This is a genomic window from Coprococcus eutactus (assembly GCF_001404675.1).
Lineage (GTDB): Bacteria > Bacillota > Clostridia > Lachnospirales > Lachnospiraceae > Coprococcus > Coprococcus aceti.
Map to the genome: position 1 here is coordinate 431,978 of NZ_CYXU01000002.1, position 26,068 is coordinate 458,045.

Annotated in this window: 27 protein-coding genes and 2 pseudogenes; 26 read left to right on the forward strand and 3 right to left on the reverse strand. The window is 39.7% G+C overall.

What is annotated here, in order from left to right; translation table 11 throughout:
• Positions 1-54 precede the first annotated feature (54 nt).
• From ARA78_RS06265 to ARA78_RS06275, 4 genes and pseudogenes are all read left to right on the forward strand, one after another.
• Complete coding sequence (locus ARA78_RS06265) at positions 55-369, forward strand: hypothetical protein (RefSeq protein ID WP_041254741.1); 315 nt, start codon at positions 55-57, stop codon at positions 367-369.
• Positions 369-675, forward strand: a pseudogene (locus tag ARA78_RS14240) (hypothetical protein). The gene ARA78_RS06265 and the pseudogene ARA78_RS14240 overlap by 1 nt, the downstream one beginning before the upstream one ends.
• Positions 651-2,372, forward strand: a complete 1,722-nt coding sequence (locus tag ARA78_RS06270; protein WP_055280309.1) for a MobA/MobL family protein — start codon at positions 651-653, stop codon at positions 2,370-2,372. The pseudogene ARA78_RS14240 and the gene ARA78_RS06270 overlap by 25 nt, the downstream one beginning before the upstream one ends.
• Positions 2,350-3,060, forward strand: coding sequence for a DUF6040 family protein (locus ARA78_RS06275; protein ID WP_055280237.1), 711 nt, complete (start codon positions 2,350-2,352; stop codon positions 3,058-3,060). The genes ARA78_RS06270 and ARA78_RS06275 overlap by 23 nt, the downstream gene beginning before the upstream one ends.
• Positions 3,061-3,335: 275 nt before the next feature.
• Here the strand turns inward: ARA78_RS06275 and ARA78_RS06280 are convergent, their stop codons facing one another.
• Positions 3,336-4,304 (reverse strand): AraC family transcriptional regulator, encoded by a 969-nt coding sequence (locus ARA78_RS06280; protein ID WP_055280238.1) that lies wholly within the window; start codon positions 4,302-4,304, stop codon positions 3,336-3,338.
• Between the two features lie 186 nt (positions 4,305-4,490).
• Here ARA78_RS06280 and ARA78_RS06285 point away from each other — a divergent pair, with 186 nt between their 5' ends.
• The 5 genes from ARA78_RS06285 to ARA78_RS06305 are packed head-to-tail and all read left to right on the forward strand — an operon-like array spanning position 4,491 to position 10,762.
• Complete coding sequence (locus ARA78_RS06285; protein ID WP_055181075.1) at positions 4,491-5,102, forward strand: MptD family putative ECF transporter S component; 612 nt, start codon at positions 4,491-4,493, stop codon at positions 5,100-5,102.
• Entirely contained in the window at positions 5,099-5,824 is a 726-nt protein-coding gene (locus ARA78_RS06290; protein ID WP_015524536.1) for an energy-coupling factor transporter transmembrane component T, read from the forward strand. Before ARA78_RS06285 ends, ARA78_RS06290 begins: the two co-directional genes overlap by 4 nt.
• The gene (locus ARA78_RS06295; protein WP_055181073.1) at positions 5,821-7,293 is read left to right on the forward strand and encodes an ABC transporter ATP-binding protein; all 1,473 of its coding nucleotides are present in this window, start codon (positions 5,821-5,823) and stop codon (positions 7,291-7,293) included. Before ARA78_RS06290 ends, ARA78_RS06295 begins: the two co-directional genes overlap by 4 nt.
• Positions 7,294-7,296: 3 nt before the next feature.
• Positions 7,297-9,060, forward strand: coding sequence for an ABC transporter ATP-binding protein (locus ARA78_RS06300; protein WP_055181072.1), 1,764 nt, complete (start codon positions 7,297-7,299; stop codon positions 9,058-9,060).
• Positions 9,053-10,762: an ABC transporter ATP-binding protein gene (locus tag ARA78_RS06305; protein ID WP_055280239.1), complete on the forward strand. Its 1,710-nt coding sequence runs from the start codon at positions 9,053-9,055 to the stop codon at positions 10,760-10,762. Before ARA78_RS06300 ends, ARA78_RS06305 begins: the two co-directional genes overlap by 8 nt.
• A gap of 158 nt (positions 10,763-10,920) precedes the next feature.
• Here ARA78_RS06305 and ARA78_RS06310 read toward each other — a convergent pair whose 3' ends face one another.
• Positions 10,921-11,151, reverse strand: coding sequence for a DUF6061 family protein (locus ARA78_RS06310; RefSeq protein WP_009203541.1), 231 nt, complete (start codon positions 11,149-11,151; stop codon positions 10,921-10,923).
• 333 nt (positions 11,152-11,484) lie between these two features.
• Between ARA78_RS06310 and ARA78_RS06315 the strand changes: the two genes are divergently transcribed.
• From ARA78_RS06315 to ARA78_RS06340, 5 genes are all read left to right on the forward strand, one after another.
• Positions 11,485-11,889 (forward strand): lipoprotein, encoded by a 405-nt coding sequence (locus ARA78_RS06315; RefSeq protein WP_004853444.1) that lies wholly within the window; start codon positions 11,485-11,487, stop codon positions 11,887-11,889.
• A gap of 425 nt (positions 11,890-12,314) precedes the next feature.
• A complete protein-coding gene (locus ARA78_RS06325) occupies positions 12,315-13,748 on the forward strand; it encodes a phospholipase D family protein (RefSeq protein ID WP_055280240.1) in 1,434 nt (477 codons plus the stop codon).
• Positions 13,749-13,766: 18 nt separating this feature from the next.
• Complete coding sequence (locus tag ARA78_RS06330) at positions 13,767-14,438, forward strand: response regulator transcription factor (RefSeq protein WP_003698938.1); 672 nt, start codon at positions 13,767-13,769, stop codon at positions 14,436-14,438.
• Positions 14,438-15,481 carry a HAMP domain-containing sensor histidine kinase gene (locus tag ARA78_RS06335; protein WP_055145211.1) on the forward strand — a complete coding sequence of 348 codons (1,044 nt, stop codon included), beginning with the start codon at positions 14,438-14,440 and terminating at the stop codon, positions 15,479-15,481. The genes ARA78_RS06330 and ARA78_RS06335 overlap by 1 nt, the downstream gene beginning before the upstream one ends.
• 33 nt (positions 15,482-15,514) lie before the next feature.
• Complete coding sequence (locus ARA78_RS06340; protein WP_055280241.1) at positions 15,515-16,564, forward strand: FUSC family protein; 1,050 nt, start codon at positions 15,515-15,517, stop codon at positions 16,562-16,564.
• An 81-nt stretch (positions 16,565-16,645) separates the two neighbouring features.
• On the opposite strand, the gene ARA78_RS14245 is transcribed toward ARA78_RS06340, so the two are convergent.
• Positions 16,646-16,825 (reverse strand): hypothetical protein, encoded by a 180-nt coding sequence (locus ARA78_RS14245; RefSeq protein ID WP_242849673.1) that lies wholly within the window; start codon positions 16,823-16,825, stop codon positions 16,646-16,648.
• A gap of 327 nt (positions 16,826-17,152) precedes the next feature.
• Between ARA78_RS14245 and ARA78_RS14250 the strand changes: the two genes are divergently transcribed.
• The 12 genes and pseudogenes from ARA78_RS14250 (at position 17,153) to ARA78_RS06395 (ending at position 25,916) form a co-directional block, all read left to right on the forward strand.
• Positions 17,153-17,665 carry a hypothetical protein gene (locus tag ARA78_RS14250; protein WP_055224460.1) on the forward strand — a complete coding sequence of 171 codons (513 nt, stop codon included), beginning with the start codon at positions 17,153-17,155 and terminating at the stop codon, positions 17,663-17,665.
• 145 nt (positions 17,666-17,810) lie between these two features.
• Positions 17,811-19,955, forward strand: a complete 2,145-nt coding sequence (locus ARA78_RS06355) for an ATP-binding protein (RefSeq protein WP_055280310.1) — start codon at positions 17,811-17,813, stop codon at positions 19,953-19,955.
• Between the two features lie 559 nt (positions 19,956-20,514).
• A pseudogene (locus ARA78_RS06360) lies at positions 20,515-20,724 on the forward strand (recombinase family protein); the annotation flags it as partial.
• Positions 20,709-21,095, forward strand: a complete 387-nt coding sequence (locus ARA78_RS06365) for an arsenate reductase (RefSeq protein WP_055280244.1) — start codon at positions 20,709-20,711, stop codon at positions 21,093-21,095. The pseudogene ARA78_RS06360 and the gene ARA78_RS06365, both read left to right, overlap by 16 nt.
• Before the next feature lie 142 nt (positions 21,096-21,237).
• Positions 21,238-21,462 carry a helix-turn-helix domain-containing protein gene (locus ARA78_RS06370; RefSeq protein WP_055272256.1) on the forward strand — a complete coding sequence of 75 codons (225 nt, stop codon included), beginning with the start codon at positions 21,238-21,240 and terminating at the stop codon, positions 21,460-21,462.
• 12 nt (positions 21,463-21,474) lie between these two features.
• Positions 21,475-22,179, forward strand: coding sequence for a hypothetical protein (locus ARA78_RS06375; RefSeq protein ID WP_015534665.1), 705 nt, complete (start codon positions 21,475-21,477; stop codon positions 22,177-22,179).
• Between the two features lie 11 nt (positions 22,180-22,190).
• Positions 22,191-22,334, forward strand: coding sequence for a hypothetical protein (locus tag ARA78_RS14090; protein ID WP_015534666.1), 144 nt, complete (start codon positions 22,191-22,193; stop codon positions 22,332-22,334).
• Between the two features lie 21 nt (positions 22,335-22,355).
• Positions 22,356-22,643 (forward strand): hypothetical protein, encoded by a 288-nt coding sequence (locus tag ARA78_RS14255; protein ID WP_015534667.1) that lies wholly within the window; start codon positions 22,356-22,358, stop codon positions 22,641-22,643.
• Between the two features lie 165 nt (positions 22,644-22,808).
• Positions 22,809-23,009 (forward strand): hypothetical protein, encoded by a 201-nt coding sequence (locus tag ARA78_RS13630; RefSeq protein ID WP_242849674.1) that lies wholly within the window; start codon positions 22,809-22,811, stop codon positions 23,007-23,009.
• A gap of 25 nt (positions 23,010-23,034) precedes the next feature.
• Positions 23,035-24,081 (forward strand): virulence RhuM family protein, encoded by a 1,047-nt coding sequence (locus tag ARA78_RS06385; protein WP_055272258.1) that lies wholly within the window; start codon positions 23,035-23,037, stop codon positions 24,079-24,081.
• 219 nt (positions 24,082-24,300) lie between these two features.
• Positions 24,301-25,209 (forward strand): hypothetical protein, encoded by a 909-nt coding sequence (locus tag ARA78_RS06390; protein ID WP_055280245.1) that lies wholly within the window; start codon positions 24,301-24,303, stop codon positions 25,207-25,209.
• A 212-nt stretch (positions 25,210-25,421) separates the two neighbouring features.
• Positions 25,422-25,916 carry a hypothetical protein gene (locus tag ARA78_RS06395; RefSeq protein WP_021984481.1) on the forward strand — a complete coding sequence of 165 codons (495 nt, stop codon included), beginning with the start codon at positions 25,422-25,424 and terminating at the stop codon, positions 25,914-25,916.
• Positions 25,917-26,068: the final 152 nt, after the last annotated feature.

Genomic DNA, 26,068 nt, shown 5'->3' on the forward strand with positions numbered 1-26,068 from the left:
CTGATATGCAACCGGGAACTGTTGTTTATCGGAAAAAGAAAGGATGAAGACGATATGGCGAAATCAACAAAGACTTATGAAGAAAGAATACGTGCATTAGAGAAAAAGGAACAGGAAAGCATTGAAGCTACAAAAAAGCTCATAGCACAGCGGAAGGAACTGGAAAAGAGAAAGAAAGCGGAAGAAAGTAAAAAACGAACCCACAGGCTCTGTCAGATTGGAGGAGCGGTGGAATCAGTTCTTGGCTGTCCGATTGAGGAGGAAGATTTACCAAAGTTGATAGGCTTCTTAAAAAGGCAGGAAACAAACGGGAAGTTTTTCTCAAAAGCGATGCAGAAAGAATTAGTTACAGACATGGAGGAAGTGTAATGGCGGAGGGAGTGGGTTTTCCATTCCCTTCATTGCCTTTGAATGAAGGGCGCACTTATGGACAACCAGAGGTCGTCCTTATAAGTTTGCCACAAGTGGCAACCGGTCTGCGCTTACGCTTGCCGGGCTCGTTCCGTCGGCGGGGCTTTCAGCCAGACCTGCTCATGCCGCAGGGGGGCACTCTTGCGCAGAGGGCGTTCCGACAGCTTCACTCCTGCCAAACTAGAAGAAGATGCTGTCGGAAATCAATGCCGGATACGGCAGAAAGGGGGAATCGTATCATGGCGATATTTCACTTTACAGTAAAGATTGTCGGACGCAGTAAAGGAAAATCTGTCATATCCGCATCGGCATATCTTAATGGAGATGTGATGAAAAATGAGGAAACAGGCAGGATCAGCTACTACACTTCCAAAAAGGAAGTCGTCTACACCAGTCTGATGATGTGTGAAAATGCACCTCCTGAATGGCTGCATGTACCGGAAGAAAATATAAAAAGGTTTCAACAGTCTATCCGTTATAAAAGGGCAGGCGATAAGGAAGCCGCACTGGAAAAGTTTAAAATCACATTTCAGAAACAGCGGCTATGGAATGAGGTATTGAAGATAGAAAAAAATGCAGATGCACAGCTTGGACGCTCGTTTGAATTTTCCTTACCGAAAGAATGGAGCAGACAGGAACAGATTGATTATACAACCGAATATATTCAAAAAACTTTCGTGGACAAGGGAATGTGTGCCGATTGGAGCATACACGATAAGAACGATGGAAACCCACATGTGCATTTACTTGTAACCATGCGACCATTCAATCCGGATCATTCATGGGGCAACAAAGAAGTCAAGGACTGGGATTTTGTCAGAGATACTGAGGAAAATATCGTGGTTGATGAATCCCACCCGGATTGGTGGCAGGATAAGAAAAATCCAGACCGTCATGGAATCCGTATTCCGGTACTTGATGAAAACGGAGTACAGAAAGTCGGGGCAAGAAACAGAAAACAATGGAAACGGGTTCTGACCGATGCTACCGGCTGGAATAATCCAAAGAATTGTGAGTTATGGCGAAGCGAATGGGCTGGGATGTGTAACCGGCATTTATCCATAGACAATCAGATTGACCACCGCTCTTATGAAAGACAGGGCAAATTAAAAATCCCTACGATTCATGAGGGTGCGGATGCAAGAAAGATTGAGGAAAAATATCTCACCGGACAGATATGGAATGGTTCATGGAAGGTAGAGGAAAACCAGATGATTAAAAAACAAAATGCACTACTGCAAAAGGTAATCACAACCTTTGGTAAGGTATCCGGTGCATTGTCAATATGGAAGGAGTGGTTGAATGACATTAGAAGAAAGCAAAGAAGTAATTCCCATGATGGAAGCAATGATTACACAGATAGAGGAACAGCAGAATATCATGGCAGAGATGCTTCAGGAAATACAGGAAAAGGACGAGAAGCTGATGTGCTTTCAGGAGAAGGAAGAACGATTGCAGCAATTAGAGAGCGAATTATCAGAACTGCTTCAAATCTTGCCGGATACAGAAGAACTGTTGATACTTCTGGAAGAAAAGACAGACCAGATACAGAAGCTTACAGACGAAAATCAGCAATGGCAGGAATTGGCACAGAAATTAAACAGCGAGAACCGGCTATTGCAGAAACAGAACAGCGAATTACTGAACTTGAACAGCAATTAGAGAAAGGAAGGTCGATTGATGAACGAATTAAGAAACTCAAAGAGCGACGATCAACTGGAAGAGTTGCTTCTGCTGACAGAGCAGATGCAGGAAGAACTCGACCAGAAAGACAGGACTATCCGGGAACTGAAAATGCAGCTCGACGAATCGCTGACCTTGAACGAGAGGTTAAACAGCGAGAACAGAGCAGGGAACATTCAAGCCTTAAAGAACGACTTGAGGAAAACAAAAGAATTGTTGCAGAGCGAGAAAGAGAAAACGCACGCTGCCGAAATCATGACAGAGGAATGTCAAGATAAGCTAAGGCAGGCAGAACAGGAACGGGACTATGCACTCTCTCATCAGAAAAAAGTAGAGATACCGGTTGAAAAGCCGGTACTCTATCAAAAGTGTGGGAACTGTAACCTGACAGCTTATCTGAAAGCCAAGGAAAAGTATGATACGCAGAGAGAAAAACTGGCAGGCAGATATAAAACAAAAACAGCCATGTATGAAGCATTGATGTTTCTGCTGATATGGTATTCCGTATCAACTACTCTTTTTCAGATGATACGGTCAAAAATATTTATTTCTGATTGCGTGGTATTCTTTGATACAATCGCCACTTTTATACAGACCATTGCAGGGTGGATTATACTGACAGGAAAGAACATGGCACAGATTAGTAATGGAATATCCAATCCTGTCGTTGCCGGAATTGTATATTGGCTGATAAGAATACTGATCTGCGGTGGATGTCTGGTGGGTGCGGGAATACTTGTAGCGTTTATAGGGATAAAGATTGCAGGGCTATATAAGAAATACTGTTGGGATATGATTACCATACTGGTAACACTTATAAGCCTGGAAATAACAATCTACTTTGGAGATTGGATAAAGACAGTCTTGCCGATCAATATGCTATTTCTCTTATTATTGGTGCAACTGGTATATGTTGGAATTAGGTGGTATGTAAAAGGATGGCAAGAAGCCAGAGGATATTATTAAAAAACTATTAGAAACTATTCATATTTACTTTCGTGCTAGGACAGATTATTCTAAAAATTCAGTGATGAGCATGCACATGAAATCTTACTTCGTTTAGGTACGAAAAAGGGCAATGGAAACTTTGTGTTCAGATGAGCTCTCACTATCTTGGTAACAACCGCAAGCAGCAGTGGAATATTGACGATGCATTCCGTATATATTCCACACATGGCTAAGCCCGACTAGAATGTGGGTGAAAAATTTCACGAGTGCCAGAGTTTCCTCTGGCACTCATTTTATTTTCGCTGTGCGTTTTTTCTGTACTCCAGTGGCAACAATCCAGTGCTTTTACGGAATAATTCTGCAAATCGGCTTGAAGTGGAATAGCCTACTGTTTGGGCAACTTGCCCGACTGTCAGCTCTGTATATGCCAGCAGATATTCTGCTTGACTCATGCGCCGCTGTTGAACATATTCCGTGATGGTGCAGTCGTAGTATTTCTTAAAACAGCTTTTGAGCTTTGTTGTTCCCATGCAGGCAATCTGTGTTAGCCGTTCCAGAGGAATATCAAAAGCATAGTGATCGCTAAGATAAGCGGCAACTATTTGGAGATTTTCAATATCCTGTTGAGAGAGCTTATGGGCCGGTTTATCAGGATGTTTCTTCTGATATTCCACCACTATTGAAACAGCTTCTGCGACTTTACCCTCATAAAAAAGTTTTGCTGCAATCCCTTCCCCGCGATAGTCTTTGATTTCTGTGAGTAACCGTGACATTTCTGGAAAGTCGGATGTTTGGTCGATCTTCCGAAATGCATCCACAGGATTGATCTGTGCCTCCGGGTACAGTTTTTTCAGGTAGTCCTCATAATATGCCGGTGCAATCTCAATCCCAACCGAACGGATTGGAATATTTTTATGTATCAAAGCCTTGTATGGAGCGTAGCCTCCAATAAATGTTTTGATACAACCGGCAGACAGTCTACGGTATGGAGATAATTCCTCCCCGGAAATAGAGTCATACCGAGTGATACTCAGACATTCCGGCATGGAGCATTCCAACATGAAATCTTCGTGGAAGGAAAAGTTATGGATTTTAATATCATATAAGTCTTTCTGTCCATAAGTCCAGTAGGTGCCTTCTCCAACTTCGGGAGAAAGTTTCCAGCAGTCACCTAATGCCCCATATTGCTGGTTGTCTGGGTCACGGATAAAACCGTGTCCAATCAGTAGCGGTGTATAAAACTGGTCAATAATTTCAGACATGAAAACAGACCGCCTCCTTTTTGCAACGATTAGACGAACTTTTGAAAGGAACAGACGAACATTGCCGGAACCTATTGAATGTTGTTCGATAAATGCGTATTGTATTAGACGAAGATTAGAGGTATCTAACCGAAGAATATCACAAACCACTTGTCGAGTCAAGACAATGAAAGGTAGGAGGTCAAAATGAGTAATCAAGTAAATTCTATGAACAAAGGTCTGACAGTGAAAGACCTTGTAACAACAGGTATTTTTACTGCACTGTTATTTGTTTTTGTATTGGTGGGCGGTGTCTTTTTTGCAACGAATCCTGTACTTACTTTTTTCATGCCAGCAGGAGGTGGGCTGCTTGCTGGCCCCATTTATCTTTTGCTGATTGCAAAAGTACATAAGCGTTGGAGCCTTTCTATAATGGGCGTTATCATGGGTATTATTTGGTTCGTGACTGGTATGCACTGGGCTTTTGCATTGGGCTACATGATCATGGCGATTGTCGCGGACTTTGTTGCTGGTGTAGGGCAGTACAAAAGCAAAAAACTCAACAGCCTGTCTTATATCCTGTTCTCTCTCGGTGGCACTGGTTCATATATCGTGTTCTTTGCTGACCCCAACGGCTGGGCGCAGACCATGTTGGGGAACGGAACTGAACAGAGTTACATCGACACCATGCAGGCAACTGCAAATACCGGCATCCTGATTGCCATGTTTGCTGCGGTTATCATTACATCTGCAATCAGCGCTTTTGTAGGCTGCAAAATGCTGAAAAAGCAGTTTGAAAAAGCAGGTATTACAGCATGAGCGGTAAACGCCACAAGAAAGAGCTTTGGCTCGACCCACGGGCCAAGCTCTTTCTTATTCTTATGTGTGTTTTATCGTCCATGTTTGCGCCCTCACTTGCATATCAATTTATCCTTGTTATGCTGATTGCGATATTGGGGGCTTTCTTTGGAAAGTGGAAATATGTCATTAAGGCTGTATGCTTTTATGCGGTCATCTGTGCCCTGACAGTTTGGATCATGGCAGAAATGACAGGCACGCTGCGGACAATGTTTATTGCCTTTTTAGGCTTGTTTCATAAGGTCTATGCGTGCGGAACCTTGGCTGGGATTGTTCTGACTACTACAAAAGTCAATGAGTTCCTGTCTGCTATGAACCGTGTCCGCGCACCCAAAAAGTTAGTAATTCCTATGGCAGTTATGCTGCGGTACATTCCAACTATTCAAGAGGACTGGCGCTATATCACAGACGCTATGCGAATGAGAGATGTTTCACCATCTCTGGCGGGCTTTTTAACACATCCGGGCATGACGGTTGAGTGTATTTATGTGCCTTTATTGATGGCAGCTTCAAAAGCGGCGGATGATCTTTCTGTTGCTTCTGTCACTCGTGGAATTGAAAATCCCAATCCACGCACCTGTCTTGTCCAGATAAAATGCGGAATTTCCGATTGGGGCGTCATGGCCGTTGCCGTAGCTTATCTGATTTTTGAATTATGTGTGCGAGGAGGTGTGATCGGTTGATTGAGTTTGAAAATGTATCGTTTTCCTATACGGGGCAGGAACATGGTGGGCTGCGCGACATCAATTTGAAAATTTCGGACGGAGAATTCGTCCTGTTCTGTGGCCGCAGCGGGTGCGGAAAAACAACGATTACAAGGCTGGTGAATGGACTGATCCCTCAGTTTTATCAGGGGGAGCTTCATGGCCGTGTGCTGGTAGATGGTCAGGAAATCAGCAATATCCCCATGTATCAGATTGCCGCTAAGGTTGGCTCCGTTTTCCAAAATCCACGGACGCAGTTTTTCAATGTTGATACAGACAGTGAGATTGCCTTTGGAATTGAAAATGAAGCTCGCCCTCCTGAGAAATTGGCTGAGCGAGTAGAGCAGACAACTGAAGATTTGCATATTCAAAAGCTGCGAAACAGAAATATTTTTGAGTTGTCCGGCGGAGAAAAGCAGAAAATCGCCTTTGCTTCTGTTTATGCCATGAACCCACAGATTTATCTATTGGATGAACCATCCTCTAATCTGGATATGACTTCGATCCAAGAACTAAAGGAACATTTGCGGCTGATAAAAAAACAGGGCAAAACAGTTTTGATAGCGGAACATCGTCTGTACTACCTGATGGAGTTGGCTGACCGAATTGTTTATCTGGAAAAAGGAGAAATCAAAGGAATATACACCCCGGAAGAATTTTGGCAGCTATCTGAACCTGATCGTGAACACATGGGGCTGCGAGCTGTTGATCTACAGGCGGTATTCCCGCAAAAAGCCCACTTGCCTGCGCCTACCCCTGTATTGGAGCTGCGGAATGTGACGCTCCGTTACAAGAAGCAAACAATTTTGCATGACATTGAGCTATCCGCCGGAAAGGGCGAAGTGATTGGTGTTGTCGGCCACAACGGAGCTGGAAAGACTACATTTTCCCGCGCTCTCTGTGGGCTTCACAAAGACTGCGATGGACAATTTTTGTGGGAAAGCGAGCCGATTGAGCGTAAGGAAAGGCTGAAACGCTCTTACATGGTTATGCAGGATGTGAATTATGAACTTTTCGCTGACAGCGTGGCGGCAGAGTGCTCCTTTGGTATACGCAATCCAGATCAAACACTGGTAAATGCAACTTTGGAGGAATTAGGCCTTACCCAATATCGGGAGCGCCATCCAAACACGCTTTCTGGCGGTCAAAAGCAACGAGTAGCTGTAGCTGTTAGCATGATTTGTGGGAAAGATCTGCTGGTATTCGATGAACCGACCAGCGGCCTTGATTTTGACAGTATGACGCAGGTGGCGGGACTGATCCGCCGGTTGTCCAATATGGGAAAGGTTATTTTCATTGTCACCCACGATTTTGAATTTGTCTGCCGTACCTGCTCCCGTGTCCTGCATTTTGACGAGGGCGAAATGCCCGATGATGTACCAGTTACAATGGATGCCCTCCCGAAATTGAGAGAGCTGTTCTCTGTTTCAGATGGAAAGGAGAGGTGATCTATGAAACAGAAAAAAGAAAACAGAGTAGCTTTGCTGCTCCACTGGGCCGGTGAGCAAAAAATCTGGCTGTTCCTGGCAATTTTTCTATCGGCGGTCAGCGGTCTTTGCATTATCGTCCCTTACATTGGAATTTACCGGCTGATGGACGCCACCTTCAATCATACCTGCACGCAGGAACTTGTTGTACATACCGTGGTAATGATTGCAGTGGCGGTAACTTTGCGGTTTGCCCTGTTTGGCTGTTCCGGCGTAGCAGCCCACAAAGGGGCCTATGGCGCTCTTTTCAAAGTGCGCTGCATGGTTGCAGAACACATGGCCAGAGCGCCTTTAGGGGCCTTGAATGAACGGCGCACCGGGGACATAAAAACGGTTCTGAATGAAGATATTGAAAAGTTGGAGCTGTTTCTGGCCCATAACCTTCCTGACCTTGTGTGCTATCTGGTGGGGCCGGTAGTCATCTTTATTTATCTGATGACCGTCAATATTCCTCTGGCATTGATTTCCCTGGTTCCGCTGATCCTTGCTGTTGTTGTAATGGGGATGATGTTCCGCAATACGGATGACCTGATGGAACGGGCCAATCACTCCATTACCACACTGAACTCGGTTATGATTGAGTACATCAGCGGCATGAAATTGATTAAAGCCTATAACATGGGGAGCAAATCGTTTCAAAAGTTTTCAGACGCTATCCAGGAAGAAAACGCCATGTGGAATGAAACTTCCCGGCGCATGGGGCCACCTTATGCGGCCTTTGTTGTTATCATCGAATGTGGGATGTTGATGATGGTTCCAATCGGCGGAATGTTTTTCCTGAAAGGCTCACTGGCTGCCAGTACGCTCTTGCTATTTTTGTATGTCGGTTCTATGTATTTAACTGAAATCAGGCCTTTGCAGGAATTGGGAACAAACTTTGCAAATGTACTAAACGCTATCACCAAAACCAAAGAGATACTGGATATTCCGATTTATGAGGGTGGAACAGATTTCCCCCAAAACCATGATATTGTGCTTCGGAATGTTCGATTTTCTTATGACGGAAAAACCGATGTGCTGCATGGTGTCAATCTCAAAATCAGTGATGGCGAGCGCATGGCTCTTGTGGGCAGATCTGGTGCCGGTAAAAGCACTGTGATTGAACTGATTTCCCGGTTCTATGATGTGCAGGAAGGCGAAGTGCTGATTGGCGGCAAAAATGTCAAGGAGCTTGACTACGATACCATTCTGAAAAATATAGCCATCGTATTTCAAAAGACTTTCCTCACCCGTGACAGTGTGCTGGAAAATATCCGCATGGGTAGTAACGCTACTCTGGAAGAAGTGCGGGCTGCTGCAAAAGAGGCACAGATTGATGACTTTATCATGTCCCTGCCGGATGGATATGACACAAAAGTGGGCAGTTTCGGCTCACGCTTTTCTGGCGGAGAAAAACAGCGGATTGCGATTGCCCGTGCAATTCTGAAAAATGCACCTATCTTAATTTTGGACGAGGCCACAAGTGCCTCTGACCCGGAAAATCAGATGGAGATTGATAAAGCTATTCAAAATCTATGCAAAGGCAAAACAGTCATTGTAGTAGCACACCGTTTGAGTGCTTTGAAAATGTGCAACCGGGTGGCTGTGGTGGAAAATCATACAATTACCAGCGCTGGCACCCATGAGGAAGTTCGTAAGAACAATGCCTACTATCGAAATGCGTGGAAAGACTACGAAACAGCCCGGAATATCACTTATCAGTTGGAGGGAGGCGAGCAGCATGAATGAGCATGATGTATTGAAAAAGAACCACAATTTCTATATTGGTGTCAGCGGAACCGTTCTGGAAGGATTTCTCTCCGGCAGCCTGTTTATGCTGCTTTACTCTGTTATGCAGTTTTTGTGGTCGGGCCAATTTGACATGAACCGTGTTCTGGCTCTGACCGGTATAATTGCAGTGGTTTTTCTTCTTCGTATCCTGATTTACAGCTACGGTTATACCAAAGCGCAGATTGGCGGTGCAGAGGTCAGCAAAAAGATTCGGCTTTTTATGGGCGACCATTTGAAGCGCATCCCACTGTCCCGATTTTCGCAGGGGCACACTGGCGATTATATCAACACCATTACAAGCGACGTAAACAACTACGAAAAAATCCTGACCCATAAAGTCGGAGATTTGGCAAAGAATTTTGCCCTGTCATTGATGTTGATTGTCTTTGTTATGACGCTCTATGTTCCGGCTGGAATTATCCTGCTGATAGCCGACCTTCTTTTAATCCCCAGCCTATGGCTTTCTTTCCGCATGGTACGGAAATACGGAAAAGAAAAGAACGATATTTGTGCGGAGAATGTCAGTAGCATTGTTGAGTATGTTTCTGGTATTCAGACTTTTCGAGCCTATGGTGTGGGCGGTATGAAGAACAAAACTGTTATCAACGCCATGCGGGAGTTTTGCCGGATTAGCTTTGTATACGAGGCAAAAGTGCTTCCTATTGGTGCGGGCTTTGGTATCTTGAGTTGGCTGTCCTGCCCGCTGGTTATCTTGCTGTCCTATGCCCCCTGGGTCGCAGGGACACTGAACACGGTGGAATACCTTTTGATTTGTATGCTGCCCCTGTTCTGTGCAAAGCTGGCTAACTCGATTTTTGTAGACCTCACCAGTTATAAGAACCTGATGATCTCAAAAAACAAAATCTCGGGTGTAATGAATGAGCCAGAGGAAACTGGTAGCATGGAGCCGCTTCACACAGCTACCCATGAAATCACATTTGACAGTGTAGATTTTGAGTATGTTCCCGGTGAACCTGTACTAAAACACGCCACCTTTACGGTGCCAGATCAAAAGCTCACGGCCATTGTCGGAGACTCTGGCTCTGGCAAATCTACTATTTTGAATCTGATTGCAAAATATTATGAAGCAACGGGCGGGACGATTTCTATTGGAGGTAAACCCATTAACCATGTTGCCGCAGAGCGTGTACTGGAACAAGTTTCTATGGTAGACCAGGACGTATTTCTTTTTGACGATACCATCCGGGATAATATCCGACACGCCCGCCCTAATGCTACGGACACGGAAATCGAGGATGCTTGCCGGGAGGCTAACTGTGACAGCTTCATCCGTAAGATGGAAAAGGGATACGATACGCCGACTGGTGAGAACGGAAATCTTCTCTCTGGCGGTGAGCGTCAGCGAATTTCAATAGCTCGCGCTATACTGAAAAATAGCCCCATCCTGCTCTTGGATGAAGCAACAGCATCTCTTGACATTGAAAATGAGCTTGCCGTAAAGCAGGCCATCGCTAATCTATTAAAAGAGAAAAAGACAGTGGTAATGATTGCTCATACCCTTTCCATTGTCAAAAACGCTGATCAAATTCTTGTAATGGGTGATGGCAGGATTGCTGAATCTGGAACCCACGAGGAATTGCTTGCGAAAGGCGGAAAATATGCTGCTATGTGGAACGCAGAGCAAAAAATATCGGCTTGATAGAAGCTAAAGAAGAATAATTGCATAGCGCATGAACCTGCCCCGACTACGGGGAAAGAAAAAAACGCTGGCTGGGGCAGGTGATTTTGCGCGCCTATTTTAAGTTATTATCCTAACGGCGGTTTTGAGAAATCAGAGCCGCCGTTTCTTGCGTATACCTAAAAGGAATCTTCCGCATCTATCCACATTTGCATCGTTCCATCAAGATACAATCTTGCATACTCAAGTGGTTCATCAATGGCAAGTGCGTTTAATGCACAGTCAGATCCGGGAGTAGTTGTTAAATTCTTCTCCGCTTCCCAGCAGTCAATGCGGAGCATATAGCCAGCAGAAGTATAAACATCAATGCTGTTGCGTTGTGGATTGTATTCTGCAAATATCGTTCTCATCGTATCAAATCTCCTTATCGTTCAATCAATCATTTGTTGCAAAAATCAGAAGCATTTCAATCAGTTCCCCATGTCACTTTTATTTTGTGTTATACTATTTTATAAGATTTTCTTTCCCTTGTTTTTTCCCTTATCAGAGTTCGTAAAAACTCATGGGACAATATAATACAAGGGAAACAATAAGGGAAAGCTCACCTGCGACAAACTTAGTGTTTTCAAGGGCTTGAGAGATATTTGATAATAAAATATAACAGTTATTAAATCCCTTTGAATATATGAAATCTCAATTCCAGTTTGTAGAATCAAGAAAATCGGTATTTAAGGAGGTCTTGTATGAAGAAAATCGTATGTACAATGCTATGTATTATGCTTTTATTTGTTTTGAGTGCTTGTGGTGGAGATGTCAGTGAAGTAAAAACTCATAATGTTGAATCTGAGAGCTATTCAGAAGAGGATATTAAAGCCGCTATTGACACAATAAAAAAGGAGTTTAAGAGTGACTGGAAAGGATGCACTCTCACAGAAATTTACTATGCCGGAGATGACTGCACGAAAGATCATAAAGATTGGGCAGACAGAAACAATGCAGATGAAGTCATTGTTTTATTATCTTCATTCGATGTTGATTCATCTGGTGGAGACGGGTCTTTGAATCCAAATAGTACATACAGTGATTGGAAGTGGATTTTAGTTAGAACAGATGGCGGAAAGTGGCAGCATGTTGACCATGGATATTAAGTCAAATTCCAGTTTGTAGGGAACAACAGCTAAGACAATTTTATAATAAAACAGCGTCAGAGCATTTATGTGTAAAAGCATGAATGCTCTTTTTTGTCCTTTCATGGACAAAGAACAAGAAAGCAGCTTTTGGACAAATTGTCCAGAAGTTCAAATAAAAAAGAAGGAGGATACCTGATGTATAGCAAAAATGGTATTCCGTGGGTAAGACCACCCACACAGGACAGGAAGCATAGAGAAAATAATATCGGGAGGACAGAACAATGGTCGATGAATTGACGCAGGAGTCGTTCTAGACAGGAAAGGCGATTGTGACTGTCAGCATAGATCTGATTACTGCATGAAAAATAAATTTTGTTGAGGTTAAATTGAGATTGACTTTGTATTGTATAAGTATGAAATAAAAAGGAATCAGGTGATGTACAATGATAAAGCATAAAATATGTAAAATCCTTCTTGTTATACTGGCAATTTTTTTATGTGTGGCTTTTTATGAATTGCTCGGAATCTGCGTTGCATATAAAAAGCAGCCGGAAGTGTCCAATACAACCAAAAAAGAAACAAAAAATGGGTCATGGAACGAATGCAGTGAAAATACAGAACGGGCAGTAATCATAGAAAAGAATCCAGAAGCGCTTTTACAAAGAGTGCGTTTGATCAAGAATGCAAAAAAGGAAATTATTTTTTCTACTTTTGCATTTCAATCCGATGAAAGTGGAAAATTGATTTTAGGAGCACTGCATGATGCGGCAGACAGAGGTGTACATATTCGTCTGTTAGTAGATGGAATGGAGAGCTGGATTGATATGGAAGGAAATCCGTATTTCTATGGACTATCTTCCCATGAGAATGTTGAAATTAAACTGTATAATAAGGCCAATCCATTGAAACCGTGGAAAATGATGGGTAGAATGCATGATAAATATTTGATTGCAGATGGAAAGAGATATATTCTTGGGGGAAGAAATACACACAATTATTTCCTGGGTGATTTTCCGGGACATAAGAACTATGACAGAGACGTGTTAGTGGTTTGCGATGAACCTGAGAAAGAAAATTCAGTTAACCAGTTGTCAGAGTATTTTGAAACCATATGGAATCAGGAAGACAGTGGTTATTTTCATAACAATAAAAAACTGGCAAATAGAAAATCTGTAAAGAACGCAGTTTTAGAGCTGCAGAACAGCTATCAGAAATATTTTGAGGAGAATAAGGAAAGAATCTGCGAGACCGATTATACGGACGAAACTTTTGAGACAGAAAAGATTACATTAGTGTCAAATCCTATTCACACAGGTTCCAAAGAACCAGTAGTGTGGTATCAGTTGGGAGAATTGATGAAAAATGCAAAAAATCGTGTGAAGATCCACACGCCATATATTATCTGTAATGATATGATGTATAATACATTGGAGGAGATTGCAGAGAACGTTTCAGATTTTTCTATTATGACAAATTCAGTTGCGAATAATAGGAATCCATTTGGGTCTGCCGATTATGCGAAAAACAGAAATAGAATCTTAAGTACAGGAATTAATATCTGGGAATATGAAGGCGGTTATTCATACCACGGAAAAAGTATTCTGATTGACGATGATCTGTCTGTAATCGGTTCCTTTAATATGGACATGAGAAGTGCATATCTGGATACGGAACTGATGCTTGTAATACGCAGTAAAGATATTAATAAACAGTTGGAAGAGGGCATGATGGAATATGAAAGAGTGTCCCGACAGGTATTGGAAGATGGAACCTATCGTGATCCGTATCATGTAGAGCCAATCGAATTGACAAAGAAACGTCAGAGAAAAATATTTTTGGTACAGCATCTGCTTGGATGGGCAAGATATCTGTTCTGATAAAGGAGGAAGAAGATCGTGTTTCAAATATTAATTGTAGAAGATGATAAAGAATTAAGCCAGCTATTCCAAAAAGTGCTTGAGAAGAATGGATATCAGGTCAAAAGTGCATCGGATGGAGCACAGGCATTAGAAGTATTGGATAAAGAGTATATTGATCTGATCATTTCCGATATTATGATGCCGGTTATGGATGGTTATGAACTGGTGTCGGAACTCCGTTCAGCAGGATATCAGATACCGGTACTTATGATCACTGCGAAAGGTTCCTTTGATGATATGCGCCAGGGATTTCTTTCAGGAAGTGACGATTATATGGTAAAACCGGTAAATGTGAATGAAATGGTTTTAAGAGTCGGAGCACTGCTTCGCCGTGCACAGATACTGAATGAACACAAAATTGTGATCGGTTCAACAGAGTTTGATTATGATGCAATGACGGTTACAACTGATAAGGAAAGTCTTGTTTTGCCTAAAAAAGAATTCCTGCTTTTATATAAGCTTGCAGCTTCGCCAGGCAGAACATTTACAAAACAACAGTTGATGGATGAAGTATGGGGATACGAGACGGAGGCAGACCCACATACGATAGAGGTACATATAGGAAGAATCAGAGAGCGTTTTAAAGATAACCCTGATTTTGAAATCGTAACAATGCGTGGAATTGGATACAAGGTGGTGAAAAAATAATGGAACAAAAGAAAGAAAAAGGATTGCGGATCCGATCCTGTCTGACTGGTGCAATCTGGCTGGCACTTGTATTTTCAACAGTCATATCTGCTTTATTATTTGCTTTTTTGAATCATTTTTTTAATCTGCCAGGCAGCATACCTGTGCTTGGTTGGCTTTTGATTTTCAATACATTGATTGCAGGGCTGATTACTTCCTTTATTAATGCAAAGTTGCTGGAACCAATTACCAGACTTAGTAAAGCAATGAAGGAAGTTTCTCAGGGAGATTTTGAACAGCATTTGGAAACTAACAGCCGTATAGCAGAAGTTGGAGAATCTTATCAAAGTTTTAACGTTATGACAAAAGAACTTCGTGCAACAGAGGTGCTGCAGATGGATTTTGTATCTAATGTTTCTCATGAGTTTAAGACCCCGATTAATGCCATTGAAGGATATACAATGCTGCTTCAGGGAGAAGAACTGTCTCCGGATCAAGAGGAATATGTAGAAAAAATCTTATTTAACACCCAAAGACTTTCCGGATTGGTTGGTAATATTTTGCTGTTATCCAAGTTAGAGAATCAGAATATACCAATGAAAAAAACAGAATATCGTCTGGATGAACAGATTCGCCAGGCATTTCTTTCATTGGAAACAAAATGGACAGAAAAAGAAATTGGTTTTCAGGTAGAATTGGAGGAAGTTAAATATACTGGGAATGAAGAACTTTTTATGCATATCTGGATAAATCTTTTGGATAATGCGATTAAGTTCAGCCCTTCAAAGGGGACAATTACGATGTTTCTGAAACAAGAACAGGATTCTGTTAAGTTCATTCTGGAAGATGAAGGACCAGGAATAGAGGATGATGTAAAATCCAGAATATTTGACAAGTTCTATCAGGTAGATGGATCTCATAAAGCAGAAGGAAATGGCCTAGGTCTTGCACTTGTAAAACGGATTGTAGATAGTGCCGGAGGAACAATCAAAGCAGAAAACCGTGAATATGGTGGATGCAGATTTGTTATAGAGCTGCCAAAGCAGAAAGATGAGATTATATAGTTTTAAGATAAATTAGAAGATGGGAGAATTTATATGACATTTTATCAGGAGTTGCAGTTAAATCAGGCAGGTTCTAAAAACCTGTTGAAAAAGAGTGAAACACTAAAAGAAAAATTATATCATATGTGGGTATATCTGGTGAAGATAGCTGTTACAATGGCATTTTGTTTTTTCTTTGTTAGTATTTTCAGCATCCTATTTGGAAATGAGAACAGCATTGTAGGTGTAGTAGTCTTATTATGTCTCATGGTGTTTAGAAATGCGGATCTGGGGATCCGCACCGGACAATCTACGATGCTTTTGGCTTTGTTCTTTGTAATTATGACTGTATGTCCGCATTTAGCAAATCAGTTTTCGCCGGTATCGGGAATGCTGTTAAATATTGCGGCACTGGCTGTGTTGATTCTGTTCGGATGCCATAATCCATTCATGTTTAATCAATCTACATTGGGTCTTGGGTATCTGCTGCTATATGGTTATGATGTTACGGGAAAAAGCTATCAGATGCGATTAGTCGGAATGGCTTTAGGTGCAGCACTTACCTGCTTCGTATTTTATCGAAATCATAAAAACAGAACTTATAAAAGAAATCTGAAAGATCTGATACAAGAATTTGATATCACTTCTTCCAGAACAAAATGGCAGATATGTCAGATTTTATGCGTACCGATTGTCCTTTGCATTGCAGAACTTTGTAATATGCCACGTGCAATGTGGGCTGGTATTGCGGCCATGTCCGTGATTTTGCCGTTTATGGAAGATATGCACTACAGAGTCCGTAAAAGGATTGTCGGAAATATTGCAGGTGTTATATGTTTTACAGTATTATATTTTCTGCTCCCTTCGTCAATCTATGCATATATAGGAATTCTTGGTGGAATCGGTGTAGGATTTTCAGCAAAATATGGCTGGCAGGCAGTATTTAACACATTTGGTGCTTTAGCCATTGCTGCAGAGACTTATGGACTACAAGGAGCGGTTAGTCTTAGAGTGATTCAAAATGTTTTTGGTGTTGTGTTTGCTTTAGCATTTTGTGTTATATTTTATTGGTTTATGTCTAAAAAAGATAGATATAAACAGTAAGTCAAACACACAAACTATGGAGTCTTTAGTCGGTTTAATAAAATTTTAGATAGAAAATAAATCATTATAAAAAGATCCTGTTCATACTATGATATATAGAACAGGATCTTTATTTACTTTATTTCGCCAGGAAATTGCTCTGAATCTCCATCGGCATATGATAAGCTTGGCCTCGTTCTGAACTATATCTTCGATTTCCTCATCTTCAATCAGCAGATCGGCAGCAAACAGATTGGCCTGGTATTCTGTATTATCCGTCATATTGTAGAGTGTATCGTCTTGCAGCTCATAAAACAATATCCTTTCAGTGTCTTATATCTGGAAGTTTCCCCGACAACAATGTTCATCTGATCCATGATCTCAAATGGATCTCGGGTTCCATATTTCTTGATTAATTTCTTTGTTTCTGTATATATGTAAGTGTTTCATTTTTTACATTAACGTGAAAAATATGGACGTGAAAAAATAAAATGCTATAATAAAAAGAATTGAGACAAAGCAGATGAAAATCTGTGACACAAAGCTAAAGGGCTTGTAAAACGAAAATATTGAAATGTGTTTTAATCGAAAGAATAAGGAATTTGACGTATGCAAAAAACAAAATGTTATCTGGCCGCATTGGTGTCTGGTGTACTTTTAGTAACTGGTATTTTGGCTGGATATGGACAATCTAAAAAAAACGATCACCTTACCGTGTATCTGTGGGAAAATCGTTTAATGAAAAATATTGCTCCTTATATCCATGAGCAGTTTCCAGATCAGGATATTGAATTTATTATTGGAAATAATGACACTGATTTATATAGCTATTTTAAAGAGCATGGTGAGTTGCCGATTGCATCTGGTATGAAAATAATTGTCAAAAACGAAGAAAACGGATTCTCATTAAAGGATATAACAATAAATGATAAAAAAATAGACACAGAAAAGGAATATTCCATTCTTCTTACGGATACGACAAAATCTATTTTGAAAAAAATTAATCCAAAATGTGCTGTTGAGCAAATAGGGGATACAACATTATCTAGTGCATGGATTGCGGCCATGTCAAATGGGCAGCAACCGTCAGCACCAGAAGACTATATAGAGGTTGAAAAATAAAGTGCAAATAGAACAAGAGATAATTAAGAGAAAAAAAATAATAATGCCATTGTTTGTCATAATTTTCATTCTTTCAAGTTTTGTTTTTGTAAAGTTTCTGTTGAATAGGATGAATACATATATTGAGGTAAATGGAGAAATCAGTATGGAAGCTGTTGTCGAACAGATTCAACAGACCTATGATATGCAAGTGAGTGGATACTATAGACAGTTACATTTTGTTGAGGGCTATCTGTGTAAAGAGAAGAAAATATCCCTTGAAACAGAAAATAACCGAATCTTTTTTAATGCATGGGAAAAAGAATCTGAGAGTACACTTTTATTTCTACAGGAAAATGGAAAAGCTATAACCTCAGATGGAACAAAACTGAAAGTTGATATGCCTAGTAAGCTTTTGCTGGATTTGAGAAACGGATCTAATATTGGAAAATTGGTCGCTTTGGAATTTGAACAAGTGAAAAAAGACGGTTATTTGGTAGCAATTCCATGTCAGGAATATATGATTAATGGGGAAACTTATACAGCGATTGGAACAGTGTATGATCATTCGAAATTAGACTCCATGTTAAATCTTGGAGGATATGATGGAAGTGCATATCTCTTCATGTTGGATGATGATGGAAATATTACTTATACGAACCAGAAGGATGACATTTTTTTTCGAAATTATTCATTACTGAAACATTTGAAAAGTGATCATGCTATAACAGAAAAAGAGTTTGATTCTCTGAATAAAAAGATTGCGGGGGGAAAAAAGGGAGTAGAACTTATGGGGAAAGATGAGCCTTATTATTTGGGATATTGTCCGATAGAAAGCAACAATACGATGTTGATTTGTATTGTAAAAAAAGCGACAGTAGATAATGTGTTGAAAGAATACCAGAAAACGATTGGGCTTACTACAATGCTCATGACAGGATTTATACTCTTGCTTTTTGCTGGATTATTCTACAGTATTTCCAGATTCAGTATTGCAAATCAAAAAGTTAAATTTGAAAAAAGAAACAATGAGCTTCAGGCAATGGCTATAAGCGAAATGGAAGAAGCTAATAAAAATCTGAAAAAGGCTAAGAACATTGCTATTGAGGCTCTACAAACCGCTGAAAATGCAAATAAGGCAAAAACAGATTTTTTATCCAATATGTCGCATGATATTCGCACACCTATGAACGCAATCATTGGTATTATATCATTAATCAGACATAATGCCGGCGACAAAGAAAAAGTTATAGAGTATGCAGATAAAATAGCTATTTCTTCTCAGCATCTATTAGGAATTATTAATGATGTTTTGGATATGAGCAAGATTGAAGCTGGAAAAACAGTTTTCAAATATTCTGATTTTTCTATTCTGGATGCTATAGAAGAACTCAATACAATATTTCATTCACAGGCAAACGAAAAAAATCAGAGTTTTATAATCACAAAAGAAAACCTTAAACATGAGTGGGTAAATGGCGACAAGGTTCATCTGATGCAGATTTTCAGTAATCTGTTGTCTAATGCAATAAAGTACACACAGGAAGGTGGAATAATCCAGTTTATAGCAGAAGAAAGTGAGACAAACTCTTCTACATATGGAAAATATCATTTTATAGTCAGTGACAATGGTATGGGAATGTCTGCTGATTTTAAAGAAACTATCTTTGACGCGTTTACTCGTGCAGAAAGTTCCGTAACAAACAAAATACAGGGAACTGGTCTGGGAATGGCAATCACTAAAAATCTGGTTGAATCGATGGGGGGAACGATTGAGGTTGAAAGCGAACCAAATCGCGGAAGTAGTTTTGAAGTAATCTTAAATCTAAAAATTGTGGAGAACAGAGTAGTTTCTTCGACAGAACAGATAGAAATGCATGAGACAGATAGTGATATTCTGGATGGAATGCGCATCCTTTGTGCAGAGGATAATGAGTTGAATGCAGAAATCCTAATGGAATTATTAAAGCTTGAAGGTGCAGAGTGTACTATTTGTGAAAATGGCAAAAGGATTTTGGAAGCATTTGAACAGTCCGTGCCCGGTGAGTATGATATGATCTTGATGGATGTACAAATGCCTGTTATGAATGGTTATGAGGCAACGGAGGCAATCCGTAGAAGTTCACATGAACAGGCAAAGACGATCCCGATTATTGCCATGACTGCCAATGCATTTTCAGAGGATATGCAGCACTCTCTCGCTGCTGGAATGAATGCTCATATTTCAAAACCAGTTGATATGAAGTTGCTGAAGAAAACCATAAGAAATATAAAACTTGGGAGGGAGGAAGCCCAATTTATTGATCAATAATCACTAAAGAGAAATAAGAAGGACAAGAAACAAAAAATACTCATTGTAGATGATTCAAAATTTAACACTTTTGGCTATCAATACTCTGTGCAGATAAAAGCGAAGGTGGAAAATGGTAGCCAGATGTATAGTCTGAAACTGCATACATTGTGGTCTCCTATGAAGAAAGACGGATATATAGGAATCATTGGATATTTTGATGCTGTAAATTAAATATGTAGATTATTAATCATAGAGTGTATGGATTCAATCAATTCCATATGCTCTTTTTCTTTACTTGATCTCAGGAAAGATTTTTGCAACCTGATACAATTTTCTGTTCTACAATCTCCGTCATAATAAAAATATCTCCATCATTTCAAAAGAAAATGACGGAGATATTTAGAATCTGTTCACGGAGACTCAGCTGCTCCTGTTCGGCTTGCTCCAGCCGCTTTTGTAGTAATTTAATATTACTTGCTGTGACAGAGGATAGGTCAACATTTCGGCTTTCTAGTGCGAATTTCGCATCTTGGAAAGCGTTGAGTTCCTGATCGTGCTTTTGGTAGTATGCCTCCTTACATTAAAGTATGTCAGAATGCTAAAAGAGAGAAATATAGATGTATACTTTGAGGTGGAAAAAATACATAGTCTGAAGGATGGAGAATTTTTATTGACGATTCTAAGTTCTGTAGCACAGCAGGAAGTTGAAAATACTTCTGCTTATGTTAGAAAAGGATTGAAGATGAAAATGGAACGTGGTGAGATGGTTGGATTCCAAGGCTGCTTATCTGTGTTCACAATTCCTGTAGAAGTCAGATTGCCGAGGCACTTGGAAAACGTCTAGCATCTGATGTGTTTGAAAGCTATTCTGTCGGGACAGAAACAAAGCCACAAATCAATCAGGATGCTGTTCGTATAATGAAAAAACTCTATGGAATTGATATGGAAACAAATGGTCAATACAGCAAGTTAATTACAGATATCCCAGATGTAGACATCGCAATTTCAATGGGATGTAATGTTGGATGTCCTTTTATCGGCAGACCTTTTGATGATAACTGGGGACTAGATGACCCTACAGGAAAAGATGATGTGGATTTTATTAAAGTGATCCGTGAAATTGAAGAAAAAATTATTAAATTGAAGAATAGTTTATAATCATCAGCACCTTGCAGCAATGCAGGGTGTTTTTGTCATTCATAGAAAATTTACAGAGTGGGACTGTGGCAGAATTGAATTTGTCAACCAAATGGTTTATAATGTAACAAGTTGAGGTGCGTTTTAGACATGGAGGATAACGATGAAGACATCCGATATGATTAAAGAATTATGTAATAAAAAGAATATAAGCGTTTCAGAACTTGCCAGACGGATAGGTCAGACTCCACAGAACTTTGGTAAGAAACTGAAACGAGATACAGTTACTCTTGAGGAGTTGAAACAGATAGCTGATGTGATGGAGGTTACCTTTGAGCAATCATTTATCTTCCCGGATGGAGAACAGATAAAAACAAGTAACGAATAGGCGGTGAGTAGCATGGATACTGTGGATTTGATTATTAAATCATCAACAGAATTTTATAATGATTTGAAGGGTGATGAGAATGGTCGATATCGTTCTTGGGAACACTGCTATTCACATTTCATAAAAGCACGAGGGAGCCAAGAGATTGATTATGATTATTTGAGTTTGCAATTGGCCTTTTATTTGGCTAGTTGGGGAATGTATCGTGGTTCATCCTTTTTATTGCAAAAGGATTATAAAGTACATATTCCGGTAGTGAAAGAACTGTTAAGTGAGAAGTATGATGTGCTGGCTGGAATTGAGTGCGTTAGCTTTAGAGAAAAAAGCAATCAACAATTACTTCTAGATATAAATTCGTTTTTAGGGCAGTATTACGATAAAATCAGACGAGAAGTAAAAGAGCAAAAATTAAAAAATCAATTGTCCTTTACACTAATCACTAAAATACTTATGGGAACTCTTGGTTGCGTTCCTGCATACGATAGATATTTTATAGCAGGCATTAAAAATCAGAAGGTTGCAATCGGTAATTACAACTTGAAATCCATTATGCAGCTTGTCGATTTTTACGAAAAAAATTCTGCTCGATTTGAACCAGTTAGAGAGAAAATGAAAATTGAAGGTATGCCGTATCCACAGATGAAGATGATTGATATGGGATTTTGGCAGGTTGGTTTTGAATTGGATACAAATAAGGGAATACAGACAGCACACTAGGAGGTAGAAACATGGAATATACACCAATGGAAAAGGATGTTCTTGATATGATGCAGAGAACTGATTTTAAGAATATATCAAAAGGTGATGTGATTAGTTTTGCATCAAAGATAGGCGAACTTCGTCCTGAAGTGGCTAAAGAAGTGCTTGCATAGTTTCCTGAATTTGTTGGATTAATGAAATCTTCATTAACTGAATACAAGGAGATGCTTGATACAATTGTAAGTAGTGATGATGCAAGTATTAAGGAGTATTACGGTGTAGCAAACAAAGAAATGGATCAGGCTGCAGATAGTAGAAAACAGTTTTATGCTTTTGTAAAACAAGTGCAAGCTGATTGCAGTAAACTTCTCGATAATCCAAACCTTCCTCCTGAGATGATGATTGAGATGTCTGAGATATTTGGGGTGGATAAGTCCGGAATAAGCAGACATTTGAAAAAATATTTGAAACAGGTAAATTAGATGAAAAAGTGGTTGTTGCAAAGATTGCAACAACCACGAGGCATGGAGCAATAGAAGGAAAGCGGACGTTGGATTATAGTTGATGAGAATAAGAAGAAAGATTACTAATGAGACCAAGTGGACAGAAAAACAGAAGTCCTAAACTACCTGAAACAATACCCCAAGATGGCGAAATGGATGAATATATGCATTTGCTGTGGCTCAATGGGTTATAACCCGGATATGCCAGACAAGATTAATTCGAGAGATGGCGATGGGGAATATAACACTGTATTTTCAAGAAACATAAAGAAGTATTTTTCTCCACTGAGAGTAAATGACATGGGGATGTGCGCCATTTGTCAGAAATATTGGAGAAATAAATAAGTATTTGCAAAAGGAGACCTCTTATTTGAAAAAGAAAAAGGATGAAATAACCATCCGTTCCAGTGCAGCAGAATATTTAACCTATGTTGCCTCTATCGGTGGTCAGCAGGACAGTATTGAGATGCGCTATGAGGATGAGAATATATGGCTGACACAGAAGATGATGGCCACATTGTATGATGTGGATGTTCGTACAATCAATGAGCATATTAAGAAGATTTATTCCGACTCAGAGCTTGAGGAAGATTCAACTATCCGGAATTTCCGGATAGTTCAAACGGAAGGTCCCCGTCAGGTGACTCGTGATACAAAGCATTATAATCTTCAAATGATTATTGCGGTCGGATTCAAGGTTAATAATGAGCGAGCGGTGCAGTTCCGCAAGTGGGCCAATGGTATCGTGAAAGACTACACTATTAAAGGCTGGGTCATGGATGACGAACGTCTGAAAAATGGTGGCTCTGTGCTTACAGTAGAATACTTTGACCGCCTGCTTGAGCAGATTCGTGAGATCCGTCTCTCTGAGCGGAGATTTTATCAGAAAATAACGGACATCTATGCTACAGCTCTTGATTATGACCGAACAGCAAAAACAACAAAGCAGTTCTTTGCAAAGGTTCAAAACAAGATGCATTATGCAGTTCACGGACATACAGCAGCAGAGTTGATTTATGAGCGGGCTGATGCAGATAAGCCACACATGGGATTAACTACTTGGGCAGCAGCGCCGGAAGGCAAGATTGTAAAAAGTGATGTGAGTGTTGCGAAGAATTATCTTTCAGAGAAGGAAATGCGTTCATTAGAGCGTATTGTATCTGCTTATCTGGATTTGGCAGAGGATCGGGCGGAACGTCATATTCCAATGACGATGGAGGATTGGGCAAAGCGTTTGGATTTATTCTTGATGGCCGACGACAGAGATGTTCTTCAGGATGCAGGCAAAATCACTGCTGAGATTGCCAAGGCAAAAGCTGAAACTGAATTTGAAAAATATCGTGTTATTCAGGATAGGCTGTTCATGTCTGATTTTGATAAGTACATGTTGGAATTGGAAGAGAATGCGAAGAAGTAGCATGAAACCAGTGATGATGTGGATGGGTTCGGATGAGTAACTTCCAGACACAAATCGGTAATTCATAGAGTGCTGTCTTTTCATGTGAAGACCGTCTGCTTGCTAAGCAAGAAACCTTGAGTTTATGCGGTATTTAGGTGGTTCTGACGGATAATGTGTACGCAAATAGTTGTACCCATTGTTGTGAAATGAGTTCGAGGTTGGAGAAAATAGAATTATATGAGAAAAAATGACAAATTTCCATTCGCTATGACAAAGAAATCATTGGTTGTGTATATTGTTTTTACAGTTCTTCTGGGACTATTTCTGTTTTTGGTCATAGGAGATATGGTTGGAAAATGTGCGGCATGCATTGTTTGTCCGATGCTCATTGCATATTTGCTCTATGCGTATTGCAAGGAAAGTAAAGCAGATACGAAAGCTCGTGAGATGAAAGCACAATATATGAATGGCAGTTATTTTGAAAGCCCTGAGTGGCATGAGAAATATGTAGCCTATCTCAATGAGCACCCTTTTGAGAAACCTAAATATCAAAGCATGAAACTGGATTTATTAAAAAGATTTCAAAGACGGGAATATCTTGTTAATATGATATTGCCATTGTTCCTGATGTTTTGTACCTTGTGTCTTATTCCTTTAGGGCGTTATTATATGGCCATCATAGGATTTTGCCTATTCGGATTCTTTTTTTGGCTAGAGTTTTCACTGTATATAGGAATGCCGGTACGGAAGTGGTTGAAGGGCGATATTGATTATGAGGAGCTTGAAGCGTCATATTTAAAAAGTAAGATGCTTTTCTATAAAACAAATGCATTAGCATTTGGAACTACACATTTACATGGATTTACAGAGAAAAAAATATATGCAATAGATTATCGGTTGGTGGAAGGAATATCAAGAAAAATAGTACGTCTTAAGAAGTATGAGGATGGAATTTATAATACGGAGGAGTATCAGCATTTTGCAGTTATTCATGTCAGACTGCCAAGAAGCGGAAACATTTACGATGTTGAGATCGAACTAAATGAGTTTCAGGTTCAAATGGCAATTGATAAGTTATCCACTTGCAAAATTGGTGAAGATTTGATAGGAAATCTTTCTGTAAACGAGCATAAAGAAAATGAATAAAAAAAGAAACGAGTGAGCCGCTTGAGTAAAAACTGTACGGTTGTAAAACTCATTTTCTAGATACATTTTATAACAGAATTAGATGATTTGTCAATCCGAGTATTTGAAAACTTGTCCGCCGGAATATCGGATGTTCCGCGCAAATGCACAGATGGAAGAGAAATCCGCAGACTACCAACAAAAGAAGATTTGGAATAATTAGGAACAAAGTTATGACGAAATATTATTTGACAAAAATTATTTATAATGGATTAACTTATTTTTTTATATGGTATAGCAACGATGAAGATGGTTTCTTGCTTTTTAATCAACGGCTGTTAGTTTTTTCTAGTGTCGAAGAAGCAAATATATTTGCGGATAAGGAACATATTATTTTTGAAAAAGGAATAACAGTCTTTTATCTATCTAAAATTACCGAGTTAATAGATAATGTAGAAATATCGCAAAATTGTCAAAGTTTAATAGATACATGGCATTTATTTAGTGATTTATCAAAATCACTAAATGAAGAATTTGTAGGAGATTATAATGATGAAGAAATTGTTGATATTTATAATAAGTTATTCTATGGAAGTAATTTGAAACTTCTAAAAAATGAAGAATATCATCCTAGTTTTAATGTTGATGAAAAAAATAAATGTTTGGAGATTTTTCAAAGTGGGTTATCAATACTAAACAAATATCTTAATTATGATTTTCGTAAATAAAGATATTATTTTGTTAAATAAAGAATATTGTGGTGACGTAGCTTTTGTCATGAAGAAGAGTCCCTCTGAAAATGAGAGATACGTTACAACCTGTACCTGTGGCACACCGAGACGCAAGCGGATGTATCAATTGGAGAAAATCGCGCTTGTGG

Excerpts from the sequence above, each read along its gene's own strand:
- ARA78_RS06265 (WP_041254741.1), top strand. The coding sequence starts at position 55 with ATGGCGAAATCAACAAAGACTTATGAAGAAAGAATACGTGCATTAGAG.
- ARA78_RS06270 (WP_055280309.1), top strand. The coding sequence starts at position 651 with ATGGCGATATTTCACTTTACAGTAAAGATTGTCGGACGCAGTAAAGGA.
- ARA78_RS06275 (WP_055280237.1), top strand. The coding sequence starts at position 2,350 with ATGACAGAGGAATGTCAAGATAAGCTAAGGCAGGCAGAACAGGAACGG.
- ARA78_RS06280 (WP_055280238.1), bottom strand. The coding sequence starts at position 4,304 with ATGTCTGAAATTATTGACCAGTTTTATACACCGCTACTGATTGGACAC.
- ARA78_RS06285 (WP_055181075.1), top strand. The coding sequence starts at position 4,491 with ATGAGTAATCAAGTAAATTCTATGAACAAAGGTCTGACAGTGAAAGAC.
- ARA78_RS06290 (WP_015524536.1), top strand. The coding sequence starts at position 5,099 with ATGAGCGGTAAACGCCACAAGAAAGAGCTTTGGCTCGACCCACGGGCC.
- ARA78_RS06300 (WP_055181072.1), top strand. The coding sequence starts at position 7,297 with ATGAAACAGAAAAAAGAAAACAGAGTAGCTTTGCTGCTCCACTGGGCC.
- ARA78_RS06305 (WP_055280239.1), top strand. The coding sequence starts at position 9,053 with ATGAATGAGCATGATGTATTGAAAAAGAACCACAATTTCTATATTGGT.
- ARA78_RS06310 (WP_009203541.1), bottom strand. The coding sequence starts at position 11,151 with ATGAGAACGATATTTGCAGAATACAATCCACAACGCAACAGCATTGAT.
- ARA78_RS06315 (WP_004853444.1), top strand. The coding sequence starts at position 11,485 with ATGAAGAAAATCGTATGTACAATGCTATGTATTATGCTTTTATTTGTT.
- ARA78_RS06325 (WP_055280240.1), top strand. The coding sequence starts at position 12,315 with ATGATAAAGCATAAAATATGTAAAATCCTTCTTGTTATACTGGCAATT.
- ARA78_RS06335 (WP_055145211.1), top strand. The coding sequence starts at position 14,438 with ATGGAACAAAAGAAAGAAAAAGGATTGCGGATCCGATCCTGTCTGACT.
- ARA78_RS06340 (WP_055280241.1), top strand. The coding sequence starts at position 15,515 with ATGACATTTTATCAGGAGTTGCAGTTAAATCAGGCAGGTTCTAAAAAC.
- ARA78_RS14245 (WP_242849673.1), bottom strand. The coding sequence starts at position 16,825 with ATGACGGATAATACAGAATACCAGGCCAATCTGTTTGCTGCCGATCTG.
- ARA78_RS14250 (WP_055224460.1), top strand. The coding sequence starts at position 17,153 with ATGCAAAAAACAAAATGTTATCTGGCCGCATTGGTGTCTGGTGTACTT.
- ARA78_RS06355 (WP_055280310.1), top strand. The coding sequence starts at position 17,811 with ATGGAAGCTGTTGTCGAACAGATTCAACAGACCTATGATATGCAAGTG.
- ARA78_RS06370 (WP_055272256.1), top strand. The coding sequence starts at position 21,238 with ATGAAGACATCCGATATGATTAAAGAATTATGTAATAAAAAGAATATA.
- ARA78_RS06375 (WP_015534665.1), top strand. The coding sequence starts at position 21,475 with ATGGATACTGTGGATTTGATTATTAAATCATCAACAGAATTTTATAAT.
- ARA78_RS14090 (WP_015534666.1), top strand. The coding sequence starts at position 22,191 with ATGGAATATACACCAATGGAAAAGGATGTTCTTGATATGATGCAGAGA.
- ARA78_RS14255 (WP_015534667.1), top strand. The coding sequence starts at position 22,356 with ATGAAATCTTCATTAACTGAATACAAGGAGATGCTTGATACAATTGTA.
- ARA78_RS13630 (WP_242849674.1), top strand. The coding sequence starts at position 22,809 with ATGGCGAAATGGATGAATATATGCATTTGCTGTGGCTCAATGGGTTAT.
- ARA78_RS06390 (WP_055280245.1), top strand. The coding sequence starts at position 24,301 with ATGAGAAAAAATGACAAATTTCCATTCGCTATGACAAAGAAATCATTG.
- ARA78_RS06395 (WP_021984481.1), top strand. The coding sequence starts at position 25,422 with ATGACGAAATATTATTTGACAAAAATTATTTATAATGGATTAACTTAT.